This is a genomic window from Candidatus Reidiella endopervernicosa, assembly GCF_013343005.1.
GTDB lineage: Bacteria > Pseudomonadota > Gammaproteobacteria.
Map to the genome: position 1 here is coordinate 1,019,284 of NZ_CP054491.1, position 17,631 is coordinate 1,036,914.

19 protein-coding genes, 1 tRNA gene and 1 pseudogene are annotated in these 17,631 nt (G+C 54.2%); 17 read left to right on the forward strand and 4 right to left on the reverse strand.

The genetic code is table 11. The features are described from left to right. Positions 1 to 297: 297 nt before the first annotated feature. On the reverse strand, positions 298 to 555 hold the full coding sequence (locus tag HUE57_RS05800) for a hypothetical protein (RefSeq protein ID WP_174672884.1): 258 nt from the start codon (positions 553 to 555) through the stop codon (positions 298 to 300). Here HUE57_RS05800 and HUE57_RS05805 point away from each other — a divergent pair. The 4 genes from HUE57_RS05805 (at position 543) to HUE57_RS05820 (ending at position 4,081) form a co-directional block, all read left to right on the forward strand. Beyond that, positions 543 to 1,271, forward strand: coding sequence for an oxygen-binding di-iron domain-containing protein (locus tag HUE57_RS05805; protein ID WP_174672885.1), 729 nt, complete (start codon positions 543 to 545; stop codon positions 1,269 to 1,271). The genes HUE57_RS05800 and HUE57_RS05805 overlap by 13 nt on opposite strands. Before the next feature lie 212 nt (positions 1,272 to 1,483). Beyond that, positions 1,484 to 1,717 (forward strand): sulfurtransferase TusA family protein, encoded by a 234-nt coding sequence (locus HUE57_RS05810; protein ID WP_078484812.1) that lies wholly within the window; start codon positions 1,484 to 1,486, stop codon positions 1,715 to 1,717. Between the two features lie 12 nt (positions 1,718 to 1,729). Beyond that, positions 1,730 to 2,296: a DsrE/DsrF/DrsH-like family protein gene (locus HUE57_RS05815; protein WP_078484813.1), complete on the forward strand. Its 567-nt coding sequence runs from the start codon at positions 1,730 to 1,732 to the stop codon at positions 2,294 to 2,296. Positions 2,297 to 2,311: 15 nt separating this feature from the next. Next, positions 2,312 to 4,081 (forward strand): diguanylate cyclase domain-containing protein, encoded by a 1,770-nt coding sequence (locus HUE57_RS05820; protein ID WP_174672886.1) that lies wholly within the window; start codon positions 2,312 to 2,314, stop codon positions 4,079 to 4,081. Here the strand turns inward: HUE57_RS05820 and HUE57_RS05825 are convergent. Beyond that, entirely contained in the window at positions 3,964 to 4,296 is a 333-nt protein-coding gene (locus HUE57_RS05825; RefSeq protein WP_174672887.1) for a hypothetical protein, read from the reverse strand. The genes HUE57_RS05820 and HUE57_RS05825 overlap by 118 nt on opposite strands. A gap of 15 nt (positions 4,297 to 4,311) precedes the next feature. Between HUE57_RS05825 and HUE57_RS05830 the strand changes: the two genes are divergently transcribed. From HUE57_RS05830 to HUE57_RS05855, 6 genes are all read left to right on the forward strand, one after another. Beyond that, positions 4,312 to 4,803, forward strand: coding sequence for an EAL domain-containing protein (locus HUE57_RS05830; protein WP_174672888.1), 492 nt, complete (start codon positions 4,312 to 4,314; stop codon positions 4,801 to 4,803). A 206-nt stretch (positions 4,804 to 5,009) separates the two neighbouring features. Next, entirely contained in the window at positions 5,010 to 5,441 is a 432-nt protein-coding gene (locus HUE57_RS05835) for a PqqD family protein (RefSeq protein ID WP_078484815.1), read from the forward strand. A 30-nt stretch (positions 5,442 to 5,471) separates the two neighbouring features. Further along, positions 5,472 to 6,527 carry a hypothetical protein gene (locus HUE57_RS05840; RefSeq protein ID WP_078484816.1) on the forward strand — a complete coding sequence of 352 codons (1,056 nt, stop codon included), beginning with the start codon at positions 5,472 to 5,474 and terminating at the stop codon, positions 6,525 to 6,527. Then, positions 6,527 to 7,279 (forward strand): glycosyltransferase family 2 protein, encoded by a 753-nt coding sequence (locus tag HUE57_RS05845; RefSeq protein WP_078484817.1) that lies wholly within the window; start codon positions 6,527 to 6,529, stop codon positions 7,277 to 7,279. The genes HUE57_RS05840 and HUE57_RS05845 overlap by 1 nt, the downstream gene beginning before the upstream one ends. Beyond that, positions 7,279 to 7,956, forward strand: coding sequence for a glycosyltransferase family 2 protein (locus HUE57_RS05850; protein ID WP_078484818.1), 678 nt, complete (start codon positions 7,279 to 7,281; stop codon positions 7,954 to 7,956). Before HUE57_RS05845 ends, HUE57_RS05850 begins: the two co-directional genes overlap by 1 nt. A gap of 38 nt (positions 7,957 to 7,994) precedes the next feature. Further along, positions 7,995 to 9,431: a nucleotidyltransferase family protein gene (locus HUE57_RS05855; protein ID WP_172840369.1), complete on the forward strand. Its 1,437-nt coding sequence runs from the start codon at positions 7,995 to 7,997 to the stop codon at positions 9,429 to 9,431. Between the two features lie 62 nt (positions 9,432 to 9,493). Here HUE57_RS05855 and HUE57_RS05860 read toward each other — a convergent pair. Beyond that, a tRNA-Gly gene (locus HUE57_RS05860) sits at positions 9,494 to 9,567 on the reverse strand. 155 nt (positions 9,568 to 9,722) lie between these two features. Here HUE57_RS05860 and HUE57_RS05865 point away from each other — a divergent pair. From HUE57_RS05865 to nhaD, 7 genes and pseudogenes are all read left to right on the forward strand, one after another. Beyond that, positions 9,723 to 10,781, forward strand: a complete 1,059-nt coding sequence (locus HUE57_RS05865; RefSeq protein WP_078484219.1) for a glycosyltransferase family protein — start codon at positions 9,723 to 9,725, stop codon at positions 10,779 to 10,781. Beyond that, a complete protein-coding gene (locus tag HUE57_RS05870; protein ID WP_078484218.1) occupies positions 10,778 to 11,722 on the forward strand; it encodes a sulfotransferase in 945 nt (314 codons plus the stop codon). Before HUE57_RS05865 ends, HUE57_RS05870 begins: the two co-directional genes overlap by 4 nt. Positions 11,723 to 11,789: 67 nt before the next feature. Further along, the gene (gene thiS / locus HUE57_RS05875) at positions 11,790 to 11,996 is read left to right on the forward strand and encodes a sulfur carrier protein ThiS (protein ID WP_078484217.1); all 207 of its coding nucleotides are present in this window, start codon (positions 11,790 to 11,792) and stop codon (positions 11,994 to 11,996) included. A 38-nt stretch (positions 11,997 to 12,034) separates the two neighbouring features. After that, positions 12,035 to 12,835, forward strand: a complete 801-nt coding sequence (locus HUE57_RS05880; protein ID WP_078484216.1) for a thiazole synthase — start codon at positions 12,035 to 12,037, stop codon at positions 12,833 to 12,835. 36 nt (positions 12,836 to 12,871) lie between these two features. Then, positions 12,872 to 13,402, forward strand: a complete 531-nt coding sequence (gene trmB, locus HUE57_RS05885) for a tRNA (guanosine(46)-N7)-methyltransferase TrmB (RefSeq protein ID WP_420885711.1) — start codon at positions 12,872 to 12,874, stop codon at positions 13,400 to 13,402. Continuing rightward, complete coding sequence (locus tag HUE57_RS20205; protein ID WP_420885738.1) at positions 13,362 to 13,571, forward strand: hypothetical protein; 210 nt, start codon at positions 13,362 to 13,364, stop codon at positions 13,569 to 13,571. The genes trmB and HUE57_RS20205 overlap by 41 nt, the downstream gene beginning before the upstream one ends. A gap of 105 nt (positions 13,572 to 13,676) precedes the next feature. Then, positions 13,677 to 15,099 (forward strand): annotated as a pseudogene (gene nhaD, locus HUE57_RS05890) (sodium:proton antiporter NhaD). Positions 15,100 to 15,668: 569 nt separating this feature from the next. Here nhaD and HUE57_RS05895 read toward each other — a convergent pair. Then, a complete protein-coding gene (locus HUE57_RS05895; protein ID WP_236725724.1) occupies positions 15,669 to 17,456 on the reverse strand; it encodes a SulP family inorganic anion transporter in 1,788 nt (595 codons plus the stop codon). Between the last annotated feature and the right edge of the window lie 175 nt (positions 17,457 to 17,631).

The window sequence follows — 17,631 nt, forward strand, 5'->3', positions numbered from 1 at the left end:
ATAATACAGCCTGCTGCGACTGCCATCTCTGCCATTATATGGCCCTTCTTTGATATTTTGATATTTATCAATTATCCATTTCTTCTGTGGGGGTAAGATGCGCCCAGGTGAAGTTTTGAAGCGACGGATCCGTGACGTCTATTTAAGGATATGAGAGGTAAGCATGGCTATTGAGCTCTATAACGATGGGAACCATAAATGCATCGCCTATGAAGACCTGGTGGTGTGCGATAAGGAGAGGGATGCTGCAGCGGCGGGTAGTCGTCAGGTCAACTCCTGTGAGAGTGTGCAGTCGAATCAGTCGCTGACCGCCATGGATAGCGAAGCGAAGGCGGTTAGTCCCGATAGTCGACGCCGTCTGCCTATTCGTAGCTTGAGAGCGCGAGCGAACGACGAAGAAGATGCAGCAGCGGCTTTATGTCGGCTAGAGTCACTGAGGGAGTTGTAGAGCCGCGAAGAGGTGATTACGCAACGAACGCAGGACGGTCGGGCGCCGTAGGCATAAACGGTCGCGTTAAATATTTGCCGCTTGCTTGGGCTTGATGCCCAAAACAAGCTTCCGCAAAAATAGCGACTCCCCGGTTTTGATCGTCAATGATGGTCACGCGGCGGTGATCGATCCGGGTGGCAATCTCACCTATACCCGCCTCTTTATGGCGATCAGCGACCATGTGGTGGTGAAGAATCTCGATTATGTGATCGCCTCACATCAGGATCCCGATATTGTCGCTTCACTTAACAAGTGGCTGGTTGGAACCCACTGCAAGGTGATTGTCCCGGAGCTGTGGGCGCGGTTTGTACCGCACTTCTGCACCCCTGGAAATACCATCGGTCGCATTATTGGGATTCCAGATGAGGGGATGGATATTCAAATCGGAAATGGCGTGATCAAGGCGTTGCCAGCGCACTTCCTCCACTCTGAGGGAAACTTCCACTTCTATGACCCGGTCAGCAAGATTCTCTTCTCCGGTGATGTTGGCACCTCTGCGGTGGAGAGTGAGAAGCTTGCGATTCCAGTGCAGGACTTTGATGCCCATATTCCCAACATGATTGGCTTCCATCAGCGATATATGAATAGCAACAAGGTATGCCGTCTCTGGGCCAATATGATCCGCACCCTCGATGTTGAGGCAATTATCCCGCAGCATGGCCCCGGTTTTAAGGGCAAGGAGATGGTCGGAAAATTTCTCAACTGGTTTGAATATCTCGAGTGTGGTGTCGACCTGCTCGATCAGACCCACTTCCGCGTGCCGGGTCTCAACGCAGCCTGAATGGTTGTTTTCACCCGGTCCTGTCAGGGCCGGGTCTCCCCTTCCACACGACTGTTCTTATCCCGTCCTTGTTCGTTGTGGTGATATTGCCGCTGGCGAGGTGCGGTTCTTAACCTCCTGAATTTCTGCGGTTTGTGACATATCGCAAATAGGCTTAGTCTTAAGAGCGAGGATATGTATTCGGATCGTATTGATCGCAGTGAAGGGGTCGAATGATGTCAGATAACGAGCAGGATATTTCAGTGATCGGCTCCAGTTGTCCGGTACCGCTGATCAAGCTCTCCCAGGCGGTGGCAGAGATGGCGCAGGGTGAGACGCTGACTATTACAGGAGATGACCCGATATTTGAGGTCGGGGTTAGGGATTTCTGTGAGGCGAATGGGCATGAGATCCTCGATGTAAAGGTGCATGCCGGTGGCCGGATTGAGATCCATATCAAGGTCTGAGCGGGGTGCGGCATGTCCAATAGTGAACAACAGCTGAATTCTAAACAGACGCCAAAGCGCAGCACGATCATGCTGGTAAGTGGTGATCTCGATAAGGCACTGCTCGCCTTTGAGATTGCCACCGGTCAGGCGGCGATGGGCATGGAGGTGACGATGTGGTTTACCCTCTATGGCGTCAACTGTCTGAAAAAACCACGCTCAATCTTTTCGCTGTCGAAGTGGTTGCCGAAGCAGAGTGGTGATAGCAAAGGGCATAAGGCCAAAACAGACCACTTTCTGCAGCATCTGCTGCGTCTGCTCAACCGAGATGGCGCGAATCGAATCCCACTCTCACAGCTCAATCTTTTTGGTGTTGGACCATGGGTGCTCGGCAAGATCATGCAGCGCAAAGGTATGGCGCCGCTTGAGGATCTGATTCGCTATGCCGAGGAGTTGGGAATCCGTTTCCGCGTCTGTCAGATCTGTGTCGATGCCCTGGCCCTCCATATGGAAGATGAGCTGGTGGTTGAAGCCGAGGCGCTGGGTGTCAGCAGCTATACCATCGATACCAATAACGCACACTACAATGCTGTTATCTAAGCGCAGGCGCTGCTGATGGGCGCAGCCCCTAACGAGGAACTGGCAAGACTAAAGGAGCAAGTCGCACTACAGGAAAAGGAGATCGCTCTGCTGCTCGATGTCTCGCGGCAGATCGTCACACTGCTCGACATTGAGCAGGTGTTATCACTGGTCGCTGACCGGGCCATGGAGCTGATCCAGGCGGAGAGCCTGCTGATCCCCATCATCAATAAAACCACCACCCACTATCTCTACCAGGCGACCAGCGGCAAGAATGCTGATCTGATCAAGGGGCAGCAGTTTCCAATCCATGTTGGTATGTGCGGCTGGGTCTTAACCCATGAGCGACCGCTGATGTTCGGTCGTGACTACCCCTGGGAGATGGATGAGAAGACACGTTGGGAGGAGGGCAAGGAGTCGGCACTGTTGGTACCGCTGATCGCACGTGGACGGATTATCGGTGGTCTCTCGGGCATCGGTCGTGCGGGTGGTGGCAGCTTTACCCAGCGTGACCTTGAACTGCTGATGCTGTTTGCCAATCAGGTCAGTGTTGCGATCGAGAATGCCCAGGTGTTCCGCGAATTGGAGACGGAGAAGGAGATGGCGGAGATCACCCTTCACTCGATCGCCGATGGGGTGATCCGTACCGATGCCAGGGGGATAGTTCAGTACCTTAATCCAGTGGCCGAGTTTCTGACGGGGTGGAAACGAAACAGTGCTGTTGGCCAGCACGCCGATCAGCTGTTGCCACCGATGATTAGTGAGGAGCGCGCGGTATCGTCGGTGGTAACGCGCTGTCTCGAGAATAGAGAGACAGTGGTTGAGAGTGACTATGAGTTTCTGCCTAAAGGGCTCGAGGAGCGGCTGATTGTGCAGCTGTCGGCCTCGCCGTTGCATAGTAGTGACGCTGAGTTGAGCGGTACCGTTTTGATCTTCCGTGATATTACCCAGGCGCAGGAGATCGCCACCACCATGGCCTACCAGGCGAGTCATGATGCGTTGACTGGACTCTTTAATCGAGCAGTGTTCGAGGAGCGGCTCGAGCAGCTGATCAGCGAGTCGCGAGAGAACGATGCGGAACACACGCTACTCTATCTCGATCTCGACCAGTTCAAGATCGTTAACGATACCTGCGGACATCTGGCGGGCGATGAACTGTTGCGTCAGATCAGTGGCGAGATGAAAGAACAGCTACGCCACGATGACCTGTTGGCGAGGCTGGGTGGTGATGAGTTTGGTCTGTTGCTGGCCCATTGTGATGAGCAGTGTGGTGCACGCATTGCCGAGACGCTTAAGGACGCGATCAGTGATTTCCGCTTTGTCTGGAAGGAGAAGAGCTTCTTTATAGGGGTGAGTATCGGTGTGGTGCCCATTACGCGTCACGCTGGCAACTACACCTCGCTGCTGGTGGCTGCCGATCGCGCCTGTTACGCCGCCAAGGATCGAGGCAGAAACCGTATTCATCTCTATCGTGAGGAGGATGTCGATCTGAATCGACGCCACGGTGAGATGGAGTGGGTGCACCAGATCAGCCAGGCGATGATGGAGGATCGTTTTGTCCTCTTTGCCCAACCGATCCGCCCCCTACAGGCACAAGATCAGAAGGCGCGGCATGAGCTGCTGCTACGAATCCGTTCTGAGAGTGGCGAGCTGACACCGCCGGGCGCGTTCATTCCCGCCGCTGAGCGCTACGACAAGATGACCGAGATCGATCGCTGGGTGGTGGCGACAGCGATCTCAAAGATTGGCTCTTCACGTGCGCTGACCGCCATGGAGAGCGAAGTGAGGGCGGTTAGTCCCCGATAGTCGACGCCGTCTGTATATTCGTAGCTTGAGAGCGCGAGCGAACGACGGAGAAGATGCAGCAGCGGCTTATGTCGGCGTAGAGTCACTGAGGGAGTTGTGTAGAGCCGCGAAGAGGTGATTACGCAACGTACGCAGGACGTCGGCGCCGCAGGCATAAACGGTCGCGTGAAGTTTTGCTGTTTGCTTGGGCTTGATGCCCAAAACAAACTTCGCAAAATAGCGACTCCCCGGTGCGTCAGTCGCAGGGGTGTGTCTCGATCAACATCTCCGGTCAGTCGCTTGGTGATGGTGCCTTTCTCGATTTCGTCGTGGATGAGATCCACGCCAAAAAGGTCGATACCGAACTGGTCTGCTTTGAGATTACTGAGACAGCGGCAATTAGCGATTTCACCAATGCGCTCAAGTTTATCAATACGCTAAAGGGGTATGGCTGTAAGTTTGCACTGGATGACTTTGGCAGCGGTCTCTCCTCGTTTGGTTATCTAAAGAACCTGCCGATCGATTTCATTAAGATCGATGGCATGTTTGTTAAGGATATCCTCGATGACCCGGTCGATTTGGTGCTGGTCGAGGCGATCACCAAAGTGGCGCATGAGATCGGTGTGCCGACCATTGCAGAGTTTGTCGAGAATGAGGCGATTGAACAGAAGTTGAAGCAGATCGGTGTCGATTACGCACAGGGATACCATATTGGCTACCCAGAGCCGTGGGAGCTCGATTAGTTATAGTTCTCTTGTGGTCTCAGATTGGCCCCAATAGTGCGCATGTTCTGCGCTCCTCTGGCTGCAAATCACACTAAGTGGATGTAGATCTGCCCCAACGCAACACATGGCCGCTTTTCCGTTGCTGAAATTGGTGGTTATTAGTATCACCGCGTTTGTACTGAGGATTAACAGTACCCTCTCTCTATCTATCAAGGAGTTTCGAATTGTCTCTCGATGCTGTCTATATTACTGCGGGTCCCGATGTCGTATTTGAGGAGTTTGATGGCGACCTGGTAGTGCTCAACCTAACCACGGGGCGCTATTTTGGCTTCAATCAGGCGGCGGGCGTGATCTGGCGAGCAATGATGGAGAGCGCAACGCCGAATGAGATTTTGGCGAGTGTGGCAGAGCATCCCGTACTAAATGCAGAGGTGATGGGTGGTTTTGTTAACCGTCTGGTCGAGTTTGAGTTGTTGGTTGTCGACCCTGATGGCACATCTCGTACGCTCGAGTCAGAGACGGTTGAGCTGTTGGTGGCAGTAGCAGAGGTGCCTACGGTTGAGTCCTATGATGATCTGGCTGACCTGATGGTGGTTGATCCCATTCACGATACCGACCAGGCAGTAGGCTGGCCTCAGACAAAACAGGATGGTTAAGGGTAGGAGAGTGGCAGGTAGCCCGGTCTGATGGAGATCTCTCAGCCGCTGGTCTCAACCAGTACACTGCTCGAATTCTTCGATTCACTCTTTGTTTACTTCGATGATGTTTTCGAGGCTGCGCCTTTCAGCGTAGAACGAAAGATTGCTGGAGAACGGTTCGACTGCCGTTTCTACGATAATCACTACGCTGAGCTTGCAGAGACCGCGCTCTCTGACGCCAACCAAAGCGCTACTGAGGGCCGGTGTTCAATATTGGTGGCGCATGCGGGGGTTGAGAATGTGCCGCTGCCGCCTGTGTGGAGTGAACAAGAATTTCGTGAGCGTGAGATTGAAGCGAAGTTCTCATCGTCGCGATATCGCTTCCACTATTTTCATCCCAAGTCCTTCTGGCAGATTTATGACCGCGATACACAGCGCGGTGTTCAGTTGATGTTACGACCGGATCTCTATCCCGACTGGGACCCTGGCTCCCCACTGCGCAATTTTTTGCACTGGCACTTTGCGGCAAAAGGGATGGCGTTGATTCACTCAGGCACTCTGGCCGAAGAGGGGATAGGGGTTCTGTTGGCGGGAGCAGGTGGTTCTGGCAAGTCTGGCACTGTGATTGCCGGATTGATGCAAGGGATGCAGAGTGTGGGCGATGATTATGTGCTGGCCGAGTGTGGCGAGCAGGTGAGAGCACATGCGCTGTTGACTACCTTGAAGCAGGATCCGGATGGCTATTCGCGTTTAAGCCTCGCTGATCGTTTACCAAATGATATTCCGCTGAATTGGCAGGGCAAGCATCAGTTTAATCTCGCGGATGTGAGTGATATCGACCAACAGGCAAGTATCGAGATCAAGGCGCTCTGCCTACCGAAGGTGGTCGGTGCTGAGATGACGACCATAAGGCCAGCCAGTCGCAAGGAGGCATTTCTATCGCTAGCACCTTCAGGAGTGACACAGATGCCGGGGGATCGGGATATTGGTTTTGCTTTCTGTGGTGAGTTGATTCGGCGTTTGCCCTGCTACGTGATTGAGCTGGGTTGTGACCCTGTTGAAGTGATCGCTACATTAAAGGCGCATATCGGGACATTGAATTGATGAAAGTGACTGTTATAATTCCGGCCTACAATCGGGCAGATTTTCTTGAATATTCGATAACATCACTGCTGCGCCAACGAGATGTCGTCGATCTTGATCTGCTGGTGGTTGATGACGGTTCGACAGATGAGACACCGCAACTGATGGGGCGTCTGATGGCGGAGGAGCCCGCGCTGCGTTACCTGCGGCAGGAGAATGGTGGTGTGGCGAAGGCGCGTAATTGCGGATTGGATAATCTGCTGCCCGAGACGGAGTTGGTAACGTTTCTCGATTCCGACGATATATCTCCACTGGGACGTTTCGCTGCAGATCTTCCACTATTCGATGAGGATCCAACGCTCGATATCACATACGGTCGCCTGCTCTATGTTGAGCGTCTTGATCGGGATGCATTGGAACCAGCAGCCGATGCTCGAAGTGTCGATATCAGGGGGATTCAGCTGGCGTGCATAATAATCCGTCGCAGTTTTCTAGAGCGTGTGGGGCACTTTGATGAGGAGTTTGTGCAGGCCGAAGATACAGATTTCCTGCTCAGAGTTTTTGAGTCGGCACCCAACTATAAGATTACTGACACTAGCTGTGTCTACTATCTGCGTCATCCGGGTAATATCACAAAACGAATCGATGAGGGTCGGCGCTTTTTTATGCGTGCGCTACATAAATCGGTTCTGCGACGTAAGGCGGACCCGAGCATTAAATCGGTCGGGGCGATATTCGAAAATCAGAATCCTGAGCGGTTGGAGTTTTACTGATGTTTGAGTATGCCGTTGTTATCCCAGCCTACAATGCGTCACGCACCCTGGAGGAGGCGCTTGAGTCGGTTTTTTCACAGAGTGTGCCTCCCGCTGAGGTGGTCGTTGTCGATGATGGCTCTACCGATGATACGGCTGCACGGGCGCGGGCTTTCGATTCGCGTGTGACGGTGCTTGAGCAGCAGAATAGTGGGCCCGGTAATGCCACTTCGAACGGGGTAAGGGCTACGAGCTCTCCTGTCATCGCGACGCTCGATGCCGATGACCTCTGGTTGAAGGAGAAGATGGCGTTGCAGCTCGCCGAGCTAGAAGGTGAGCGGACATTATCGGGACTCTTCTGCAAGCAGCGGGTTTTTCGTCATGGTGACAATGACCGTAGTGGTGGGCGGATTCAATCTGGATTGAATCGGAGCTGTCTGGTGATCTATCGAGAAGTGTTTGATTCGGTAGGCGATATTATCGATCCGCCGGGAGGTTGTGGTGAGATGATCGATTGGCTCGGGCGTGTGCGTGAGGCGGGCTATCAGCTAAAGGAGCTCGATCAGATACTTGCACTGCGCCGTGCCATCCCCGGAAGCATGACCAGTCAGCGTGATGCAGAAAAGAACAGGGGTTATCTCCACGTGGCGCGCCAGGCGATGCTGCGTCGCCGCCAACAAGAACAGGGTAATAGTTAGTCGAACCGATGTCGTTCTGTTTCCGATGTTTTCCAAAAATGAGTTGGGCGTGGCCTCAGGGTGATCACGATCAGCTTCTGTTTTGCGCCGTCTCTCCTGATCGTGATGTGGCGTTGGAACAGTTTTCGCGCTGGTTATCGAGAAACAATATCGATGATCTGACATTTCGTGAACACCGCTTACTGGCAGCCATTGCCGAACGATTTGGCAAATCATTGGCGCACCATAGCGAATATCCACGCTTAGCAGGTCTGCAGCGCATGCTCTGGACCAAGTCACGCATGGCAATCAACGAGTCGTTGCCGATGTTGCGCAGATTGGTCGAAGTTGGCATTGATGTGATGCTGATCAAGGGCGCGGCCAGGATTGCACTGAATGAGTCCGACCAGAAGGCGCGCGTGGCGCACGACATCGACATCCTGATCCGATATGAAGATTTTCAGCGAGCAATAGAGTTGCTGGTTGAAAATGGCTGGAGGTATGACTCGGGGGAGACGCTGCTCTCTCTGAAGAGTCGCCTTTCTGCGATACGAGGTATTAACCTCTTCAAAGGAAGGCTAGGTGATATCGATCTTCATCAGGCGGCCTTCAAACTCAACGAACCACTTCGTGATGGCACGCAGGGGTTGTGGGGGCGTGCAGAGAAGGCGAACTTTTTCGGCCTTGAGCTGTTTGTTCCCTCGGTTGAGGATCGCATGGTGCTCGCCATTTCACATGGTGGGGTGGATGGGCACTCCCACAGCGATTGGTTGGTCGATTGCGCATTGGCCGCCTCGGATGAGGCGTTTAACTGGCAGCGCTTTGTCGAGATTGTTGTTGAACAGCAGATTGTCGTGCCGAGTCGAATTGCCCTGGGTTATCTGCAGCAGCGACTTGGTGTTGTGATTCCGGATTTCGTCATTGACGCGTTGGAAAAGGCTGATCGCCAGAGTCTATCTGGTCGGTGGACTGAACTTGTTCTGGCTAAGCCGATGACGGATGTATCGTTGCCTGGTTGGGTGCTTCTCCCCTTAATTAAAATTCTGCGTATACGTTATGAGCGGCGTGGCAGACGTTCCGAGTCGCAGGTTGTTAAGGTGTTGCGCGGTCGTGTCCAACGGAAAGGTGGTGTCAATCCTGAAGGTGAACCAGCACTTCGTAGTTGCATTGAGACGGAGCATGTAGAGGCAGCCGGTGCTTATCTTTGCAAAATCGAAATGACGGTATCGCTGCCAGCGGTCAACCGGCGGCTTGAGTTCGAGTTAAATAGTGAGACACGCCATATAGCAAGACTGCGAGCCCGCACGGTTAGTCGTGCACCCGGTATCGCCATAATCTCTTTTGAAGGTGAGTTGGGCCTGTTGTCAGAGGATGTAGTGCTGTGGGTAGAGTCGAGACCGGTCAGCCAGAGTCGCACTAAAACGAAGGGTTTGCAGCAGGAAAAATATGAAGCGCTTCCGTTTGTACTCAATAGCGCGCAGCTGACCAGGATTTAATCAGCGCTACTATTTCACGCGCTCGGCGACAGTACGTTATCACCCTCGTGCAGTAATGAGATTGGAGCGGGTGATGGGAATCGAACCCACGTGATCAGCTTGGGAAGCTGAAGTTCTACCATTGAACTACACCCGCAATCAGGCCGTGATAGTTGCACTTGTCCCCATTTCAGTCAATCGGTCAGAGCGTGTAACTCAATAGACGCTCTCTGAGTGATGATTTATTATGCCCACACTTTCGTGCCCCAGTGGTACGACTCTCTCAACACTAGCTATCCAGGTATTTAATAGATGCGCATTGTGCACATCGACAATCTTATGATCAGGCGTTTCGGTCGGACCAAGGTCTCGACTGGGCGGCGGCTCTTCAATGGCATGGTGCGTAACAACTATAAGGTCTGTGAGTACTCTGATCGTGATATCTCCAGTTTTACTGCGCCGCTGAGGATCAAACCACTGGGGCGGGCGCAGGCGAATCGCCATCTGATCGAGACATGTGAGAACTTCCGTCCTGACTTCATTCTGATGGGCCACTGTGACCTGATTGAAAACGAGACGCTGGCCGAGATTCGCAAACTGCTGCCTGCGGTGAAGATCGCCTATCGCAATCTCGACCCGCTCTGGGACGAGCATGAGTCGGTCAAAATGCGAGAGAGCAATATCTCAAAAATCCAGCACCGTATGCCGGTAGTCGATGCGATCTTTATTACAACCGGTGGCGAGCTGTTGAAACAGTTTCAGACCGATCAGAATGTCGTTGCCTTTCTGCCCAACGCCACCGATGCCGGTTGGGATGATCAGAACAATGCCGAGAAGCGTGAGTTCAAGCGCGACCTGATGTTCTGCGGTGTCGGCAATAAGAGTGATGACCGTTATACCTTTGCCGGTGAGTTGCATCAGGCTCTAGGTGATCGAGTCAGCTTTGAGAGCTTCGGCATGCACGGCTACCCGGCGGTATGGGGGCTCGACTACGAGGATGTAATCGCGACCAGCAAAATGGGGCTTAATCTCAATCGTTACGAAGGCTATCCGCTCTACTCCTCTGATCGTATTGCGCAGCTCATGGGCAATGGTTTGTTGACCTGCCTCTGGGATAGTCCAGAGAGTCGCATGCGAGAGTTCTTCAGTGATGAGCAGGTGCTCTTCTTCCGTGATCTCGATCAGTTGGTAGAAAAGCTAAAGGTGTTCAAGGCGGATGATGCCCAGCGCCGCGCCGTGGCCGCTGCTGGGCGCGCCCACTACCATGAACATTTCAGTGGTGAGCGGGTGATTAAATATATGGTCGAGACCACCTTCGGCCTCCCCTATAGCTACGATTATCTGTGGCAGAACGAGGTCTATCGCCGATGAGCGAGCAGCAGGTCGTAGTCCACATCGGGCTCTCCAAATGTGCCAGCACCTATCTCCAGAAGACGATCTTTCCGGGTATGGGTAACTACTCCAATGTCGCCTTCGCGCCGCGACGAGAGAAGTACCATCTCTTCTACGATGGCATGACCCCCGACTCCTATCGGGAGATTGTCGCCCGTCACATGGTCAACCCAAATCCGAAGAGTCGCTGGCTGGTGCTCTCCTGTGAGGACTACACCGAGCTGATGTTCCAGGGTTTTGAGGATGTCTTCTACGATTGGGAGCGTGTTGGGCGTGAACACTACCGCTACTCCAATAAGATGATCGCTGAGAATATCGCGCGTACCTATCCAGGGGCGAAGATCGTAGTGGTGATCCGAGAGCAGATCAGCTGGGCGATCAGCCGTTACAAGATGAACTACCGTGGTGGTAAGACTTCGGCCGGTATCGATGAGCTGATGGCCGAGCCGCTGGAGGGTTACGATGTGATGGTGGAACGCTACCAGCGGCTGTTCGGGCGCGAGAATGTGCTGGTGATGCCGCTTGAGATGATGCGTGAAGACCGGGACGGGTTTGTTAACCAGATCACCCGCTTTATTGGTGAAGAGCAGCGTGTCGATGCCCCCGATCTGGCGGTCAATGCGGCACCGGAGTTGCTGCGTACGGTGGAGTATGAGCGGCTGAAAAATCGCTGGCGGCTCAATATCCACCGCACCGGCTGGCTAACGATGCCGGGACGTTTTCTGATCGGTGCCGTAGCTCGGCTGTTGGTCGGACTGACGAAGCCTACCTTCTATCTGAAATATGGCAGTGAGATCTACTCTGCTGCGCCTTCGGAGCAGGTCGTGGCTCGACTGCATCCGCTATTGGCGGAGAGTAACCGTAAGCTTGAGTCGCTGACCGGGCTGGAGTTGGCCAAGTATGGTTACATCGTCGATTAACCCACCATCGGCACGGGGTGTTGTTGTAGAATGGTCGTCCGAGTTTTTGATTTCCGACTGAATACCTATGAATATCACAGTTAACGGCGAGCCGCGTGAGATCCCCGACGGGAGCACACTGGCTGGATTGGTTGAGATTATGGACCTGCATGGGCGTCGTCTCGCGATCGAACTGAACCTTGAGATCGTACCGCGCAGCGAACACGAGAGTCAGGCGCTGCAGGATGGTGACCGGCTGGAGATTGTGCACGCCATTGGTGGCGGTTACCGTTAACCACCCGTCTTTCAAATAGCTAACTAGAAGATAGAGTAATGACAGATTCCAAACTTTCAGCTGATAGCCCACTGGTGATTGCCGGGGTTGAGTACGGTTCACGCCTGCTGGTCGGTAGCGGCAAATATAAGGATCTCGAAGAGACCCGTCTGGCTACCGAGGCGAGTGGTGCCGAGATTATTACCGTGGCGATTCGTCGCACCAATATCGGCCAGAATCCCGATGAGCCCAATCTGCTTGATGTGGTGCCGCCTGAGAAATACACCATTCTGCCCAATACAGCCGGCTGTTATACCGCCGATGATGCGGTACGTACCTGTCGTCTGGCACGTGAGCTGCTTGATGGCCACGACCTGGTCAAGCTCGAAGTGCTCGGTGATGAGAAGACCCTCTTCCCTGATGTGGTCGAGACACTGAAGGCGGCCGAAACGCTGATCAATGACGGTTTTAAGGTGATGGTCTACACTACCGACGATCCAATCACTGCCAAGCGTCTCGAGGAGATGGGGTGTGTGGCGGTAATGCCACTGGCTGCGCCAATCGGCTCTGGGCTCGGTATCCGCAACCCCTATAACATCCGTCTGATCATCGAGAACGCCAATGTGCCGATTCTGGTCGATGCCGGTGTCGGTACCGCCTCCGATGCGGCTGTGGCGATGGAGCTTGGCTGTGATGGTGTGCTGATGAATACAGCCATCGCCGGGGCAGGTAATCCGGTATTGATGGCCTCTGCGATGAAAAAGGCGATTGAGGCGGGCCGTGAGGCCTATCTGGCTGGGCGTATGCCGCGCAAGCTCTATGCAAGTGCCTCCAGTCCTATCGACGGAACCTTCTTCTGATTCTGCTTGGCACAAGGATGTGCCAGATATCCTCCCATGAGTGACACCATTCGACGCATCCGCTCCTTTGTTCGCCGCGAGGGACGCTTTACCCCGGGGCAGCAGCAGGCGTGGGAGCGCTTGATGCCGCAGTTCGGCATTGAGTTTAGCGACCAGCCTCTCGATTTTGAGCGGCTATTCGGTCGGGATGCCCCCGTCACACTGGAGATCGGCTCCGGTAACGGCGAGACACTAGTCACCCTGGCTGCCGCCCATCCTGAAAACGACTACATCGGTATTGAGGTTCATCGCCCTGGTGTCGGACGACTGTTGCGCCGTATCGAGGAGCTGGAGCTGAGCAATGTGCGGGTGATCTGTCACGATGCGGTTGAGGTGGTGGAGAGGATGGTGCTCGATGCGTCGCTCGATGCGGTGTTGCTCTACTTTCCCGACCCGTGGCACAAGAAACGCCATACAAACGCCGTATCTGCAGCCCCCATTCGTCGCGCTGCTCTCCTCCAGACTCAAGGCCACTGGTCTCTTCCATCTGGCAACCGACTGGGAGGATTATGCCCACCATATGGTTAAGGTGCTGGAGGCGGAGCCGAGCCTGCATAACAGTGCCGGTAGCGGCGCTATGTTTCTCGTCCCGAAGAGCGCCCCTGACCAAATTCGAACAGCGTGGGCTTCGTTTGGGCCACGGTGTCTGGGACCTGATCTATACCAGGCAGTAATCAAAATGTTGGATTTGGCGTAAGTAGTTGAAAAGATGTTACCGTCTGGAAACTAGCCTGTTCACGTTGATGTACCCGCGCAATTTTGCGCTGATCTACTAATACTAATCTGAGCGGAAGATATGAAAATGAATTTACTGAGGCGGATGGCACTCATGATCGGGCTCTATTTTATGCCCTTTATGAGTTGGGGGTCGACGGGCGCTGATCGGATCGACCTGACAACCAGCTCTACCGGGTATCTGGCGATAGCGATCTTTGTATTCGCCTACGCGCTGGTGATGGCGGAGGAGTTCCTCCATCTGCGCAAATCGAAGCCGGTGATCCTGGCTGCGGGTATCATCTGGGCGATGATCGCCTGGGTTTACGCCGGTACCGGCGATCATCACAGCGCCGAGATGGCGGTGCGCCACAATATTCTCGAGTTTGCCGAACTGTTCCTCTTCCTGCTGGCAGCGATGACCTATATCAACGCAATGGCAGATCGCAAGGTCTTTGACTGGCTGCGCTCCTGGCTGATTAGTCGTGGTTATGGGCTGCGCAAACTCTTCTGGATGACCGGTATTCTCGCCTTCTTCATCTCGCCGATTGCCGATAACATGACCACTGCGCTGCTGATGTGTGCGGTAGTGCTGGCCGTTGGCGCGGGTAATCCGAAGTTTATCAGCATCGCCTGTGTCAACATCGTTGTGGCCGCCAATGCCGGCGGTGCCTTCAGTCCATTTGGCGACATCACCACCCTGATGGTGTGGCAGAAGGGGGTTGAGACGGCACAGGGTGTAGTCGACTTCTGGGCCTTCTTTGCACTGTTTATCCCTCAGTGGTCAACTACCTGGTGCCAGCGGCGATCATGCACTTCGCCGTCCCGAATGAGCAGCCAACCGCCAGCGATGAGGCGGTAAAGATGGAGCGCGGCGGTAAGCGCATCATTGCTCTTTCTGCTTACCATTGCTACTGCGGTTTCGTTCCATAACTTCCTCCACCTCCCGCCGATGCTCGGTATGATGACGGGCCTCGCCTACCTCAAGTTCTTTGGCTACTACCTGAAGAAGACCCATCGCCCGGAGGATGGCAAGCAGGACTTCGAGGTCTCTGAAGCGGGTGATATCGTCACCTTTGATGTTTTCAAGAGTGTTCAGCGGGCGGAGGGGATACGTTGCTCTTCTTCTATGGTGTAGTGCTCTGTGTGGGTGGTCTCGGCTTTATCGGCTATCTCGAGCTCGCCTCGCAGATGATGTATACCGACTGGGGTCCAACCAATGCCAACATCATGGTTGGTGTGCTCTCGGCAATCGTCGATAACATTCCGGTGATGTTCGCTGTACTGACCATGATGCCCGACATGTCGATGGGGCAGTGGCTGCTGGTAACTCTACCGCCGGTGTTGGTGGTAGCCTGCTATCAATTGGCTCAGCGGCCGGTGTGGCACTGATGGGGCAGGCACGCGGTTACTACACTTTCTTCGGCCACCTGAAGTGGACATGGGCAATCGCGCTCGGTTATGCCGCCAGTATCGCCACCCATCTCTGGATCAACAGCGCTTACTTCTGATTGATTCGCTAACGGAGTGATTTCAACGAGCGGCCTTCGGGCCGCTTTTTATGTCCAGGGATGGACGGTATGCCGCGGGTGCAGGGATGCACAAGAGTGGCGATGTACAGAGATGGGTGGTATGCCGCGGGTGCAGGGATGCACAAGAGCGGCGATGTCCAGGACGCCTGCAGGGATAGGTGTGCCGATAGCGTCGGGAACGTGCTATCGGCTGTTTGGGTCTAGATGGAGGTGGTAGCTCTGTTTTTGTGTGGGAGCAGTGATGTCTATGGAAGCTTGCTGGGAAGTAGGCGTATCGATAGCGTCTGGAGTGCATTTTAACGGGAGCATTGCTAGAGGTGGTTCTTGTGCTGTTGGCGCAAGAGCGACGAGATCCAAGGGAGGTGGGGTGTTGTCGTTACAGGATGGATCGCCTATCAAAGACTTAAGCGTGTGCTGATCAATATGGTTGGCGGTAGCGATGTTCTAATCTGAAACGGGACCTTACTGGAGAGGCCCTCTCGTAACGGGACGTTATAGACATTACCCATAAAAGCGGCCCGAAGGCCGCCTTATAGTTGAGCTTTCGGCTACGCCTTCTCAGGCATCAATGGACAGAAATTGCCCTCATCGCCGTAAGGATTGATCTGGTCGTAGATAGCAGAGAGTGCCTGGTCCTCGGTGGCGTAGATATTGCCGCTGCCGAGTATCTCGTAAAGGCCGGTGTGGCGCATCACATCAAGTACCTGGCGTTTGAGGCCAGAGACCACCATGAAGATGCCGTTACCACGCAGGCGTTCGATCAGGTGACGCAGCACCTCTTCGCCCGAGGCGTCCATCTCATTGATGCCATCACCCACAACCAAAACATAACGTGCGCTGGGCTTGTCAGCTACTGCGGCGAGGATGGTGTCTTCGAAATAGGCGACGTTGGCGAAGTAGAGTGAACCGTCGAAGCGAATCAGGATGATACGCTCATCGGTGGGAAGCTCCGGATAGACTCGTAGGTCACGCAGGGTGCCATCCTCAAAACGACCAAGTTGGGCAACGCGTGGGCTTATGGTGCGGTAGAGGTAGAGCAGGATGGCTAGACCAGCACCGACCATGATGCCTTTGTCGAGATGTGGAGCGAAGCCAAGGGTGGCGACAAAGGTGACGATTGAGGCAATACCATCATGCTTGCTGGCGTGCCAGGCGTGGATTACAGCCTTGAAGTTGATCAGGCCGATAACCGCCATGATGATTACAGCAGCCAGTACCGCCTTGGGCAGGTGGTAGAGCAGTGGGGTAAGAAAGAGCAGGGTAATGACCACGATTACGCCGGTGAAGACTGAGGACATACCGGTCTTCGCGCCTGCGCCGAGGTTGACCGCAGAGCGGGAGAAGGAGCCGGATGCCGGGTAGGACTGGAAGAAACTACCAGTGATGTTGCCGAGCCCCTGACCGATCAGTTCCTGATTGGGATCGATACGATCCTTGGTCTTGGCAGCCATCGCCTTGGCAATCGAGATTGCCTCCATGAAACCGACCAGTGAGATCACGATTGCGCTGGTGATGAGGGTGCCCATCATGTCGAGATCGAAGGTTGGCATGGTGAAGGAGGGCAGACCCTCGGGGATGGTGCCGACCACGGCACCGGGGCGCATTGCTTCATAACCGACCATCCAGCTCACTACGATGGTACCGGCAACGGCAACCAGAACGCCGGGAATCTTCGGCAGATACTTCTTGAAACCCCACAGGATCAAGATCGCGCTAGCACCAAACAGGAACGTTGGAATGTGGGTGTGATCGGGAACCTGCTGAATCACCCCCCAGATATCGTTAACGAAGCTTTCACTGCGCTCTTTGCTCACGCCGAAGATCTTGTTTAGCTGCGACAGGCCGATGATCATCGCGGCAGCGTTGGTGAAGCCGACAATAACGGGGTGGGAGAGGAAGTTGACGATAACGCCAAGCTTAAACACGCCGAGGAAAAGTTGGAAGGTGCCGACCAGAAAGGCGAGCAGGATAGCGAGCGGCGCATAGATGCTGATCATCTGCGCTTCGGTCATGGCACCCGGATCTCCAACCAGAGGGATGATCGCCGAGGCGGTCAGTAGTGATACCACCGCCACCGGACCTGTAGCCAGCTGCTTTGAAGAGCCCCAAAGTGCCGCGATGATCACCGGCATAAAGGAGATGTAGAGACCGTAGTATGGGGGGAGTCCAGCCAGCTGCGCATAGGCCATCGACTGGGGGATCAGTACCAAGGCAACGGTAATGCCTGCGATCAGATCAGCACGGATGGTGGTTGGGTTTTTTGCTTCTCCCAACCAGTTCATGAATGGCAGGAGTTTCATCCAGGGTTTTGTTTCGGACTGCTCTGACTCGCTCACTATGGGCCTCTTATGCGTTTTTAAGTTATCGATCAAAGGGTTTCGGTTAACCGCGTATCTTAAACTAGTAGCCCGCCTCTTTATAGTGGTTGTCTCCTCGGAGATAGTATTGCATCGCTCATAACCCAGTTTAAAAGTCAGAATTTGGTGTATTTTTGTGGCCGAAAATGGTTCA

Bases quoted from the DNA above. Each gene is read 5' to 3' on its own strand.
- HUE57_RS05815 (WP_078484813.1), top strand. From the start codon at position 1,730: ATGTCCAATAGTGAACAACAGCTGAATTCTAAACAGACGCCAAAGCGC.
- HUE57_RS05820 (WP_174672886.1), top strand. From the start codon at position 2,312: ATGGGCGCAGCCCCTAACGAGGAACTGGCAAGACTAAAGGAGCAAGTC.
- thiS (WP_078484217.1), top strand. From the start codon at position 11,790: ATGAATATCACAGTTAACGGCGAGCCGCGTGAGATCCCCGACGGGAGC.
- HUE57_RS05810 (WP_078484812.1), top strand. From the start codon at position 1,484: ATGATGTCAGATAACGAGCAGGATATTTCAGTGATCGGCTCCAGTTGT.
- HUE57_RS05805 (WP_174672885.1), top strand. From the start codon at position 543: ATGCCCAAAACAAGCTTCCGCAAAAATAGCGACTCCCCGGTTTTGATC.
- HUE57_RS05880 (WP_078484216.1), top strand. From the start codon at position 12,035: ATGACAGATTCCAAACTTTCAGCTGATAGCCCACTGGTGATTGCCGGG.
- HUE57_RS05870 (WP_078484218.1), top strand. From the start codon at position 10,778: ATGAGCGAGCAGCAGGTCGTAGTCCACATCGGGCTCTCCAAATGTGCC.
- HUE57_RS05855 (WP_172840369.1), top strand. From the start codon at position 7,995: ATGAGTTGGGCGTGGCCTCAGGGTGATCACGATCAGCTTCTGTTTTGC.
- HUE57_RS05850 (WP_078484818.1), top strand. From the start codon at position 7,279: ATGTTTGAGTATGCCGTTGTTATCCCAGCCTACAATGCGTCACGCACC.
- HUE57_RS05865 (WP_078484219.1), top strand. From the start codon at position 9,723: ATGCGCATTGTGCACATCGACAATCTTATGATCAGGCGTTTCGGTCGG.
- HUE57_RS05845 (WP_078484817.1), top strand. From the start codon at position 6,527: ATGAAAGTGACTGTTATAATTCCGGCCTACAATCGGGCAGATTTTCTT.
- trmB (WP_420885711.1), top strand. From the start codon at position 12,872: ATGAGTGACACCATTCGACGCATCCGCTCCTTTGTTCGCCGCGAGGGA.
- HUE57_RS05840 (WP_078484816.1), top strand. From the start codon at position 5,472: ATGGAGATCTCTCAGCCGCTGGTCTCAACCAGTACACTGCTCGAATTC.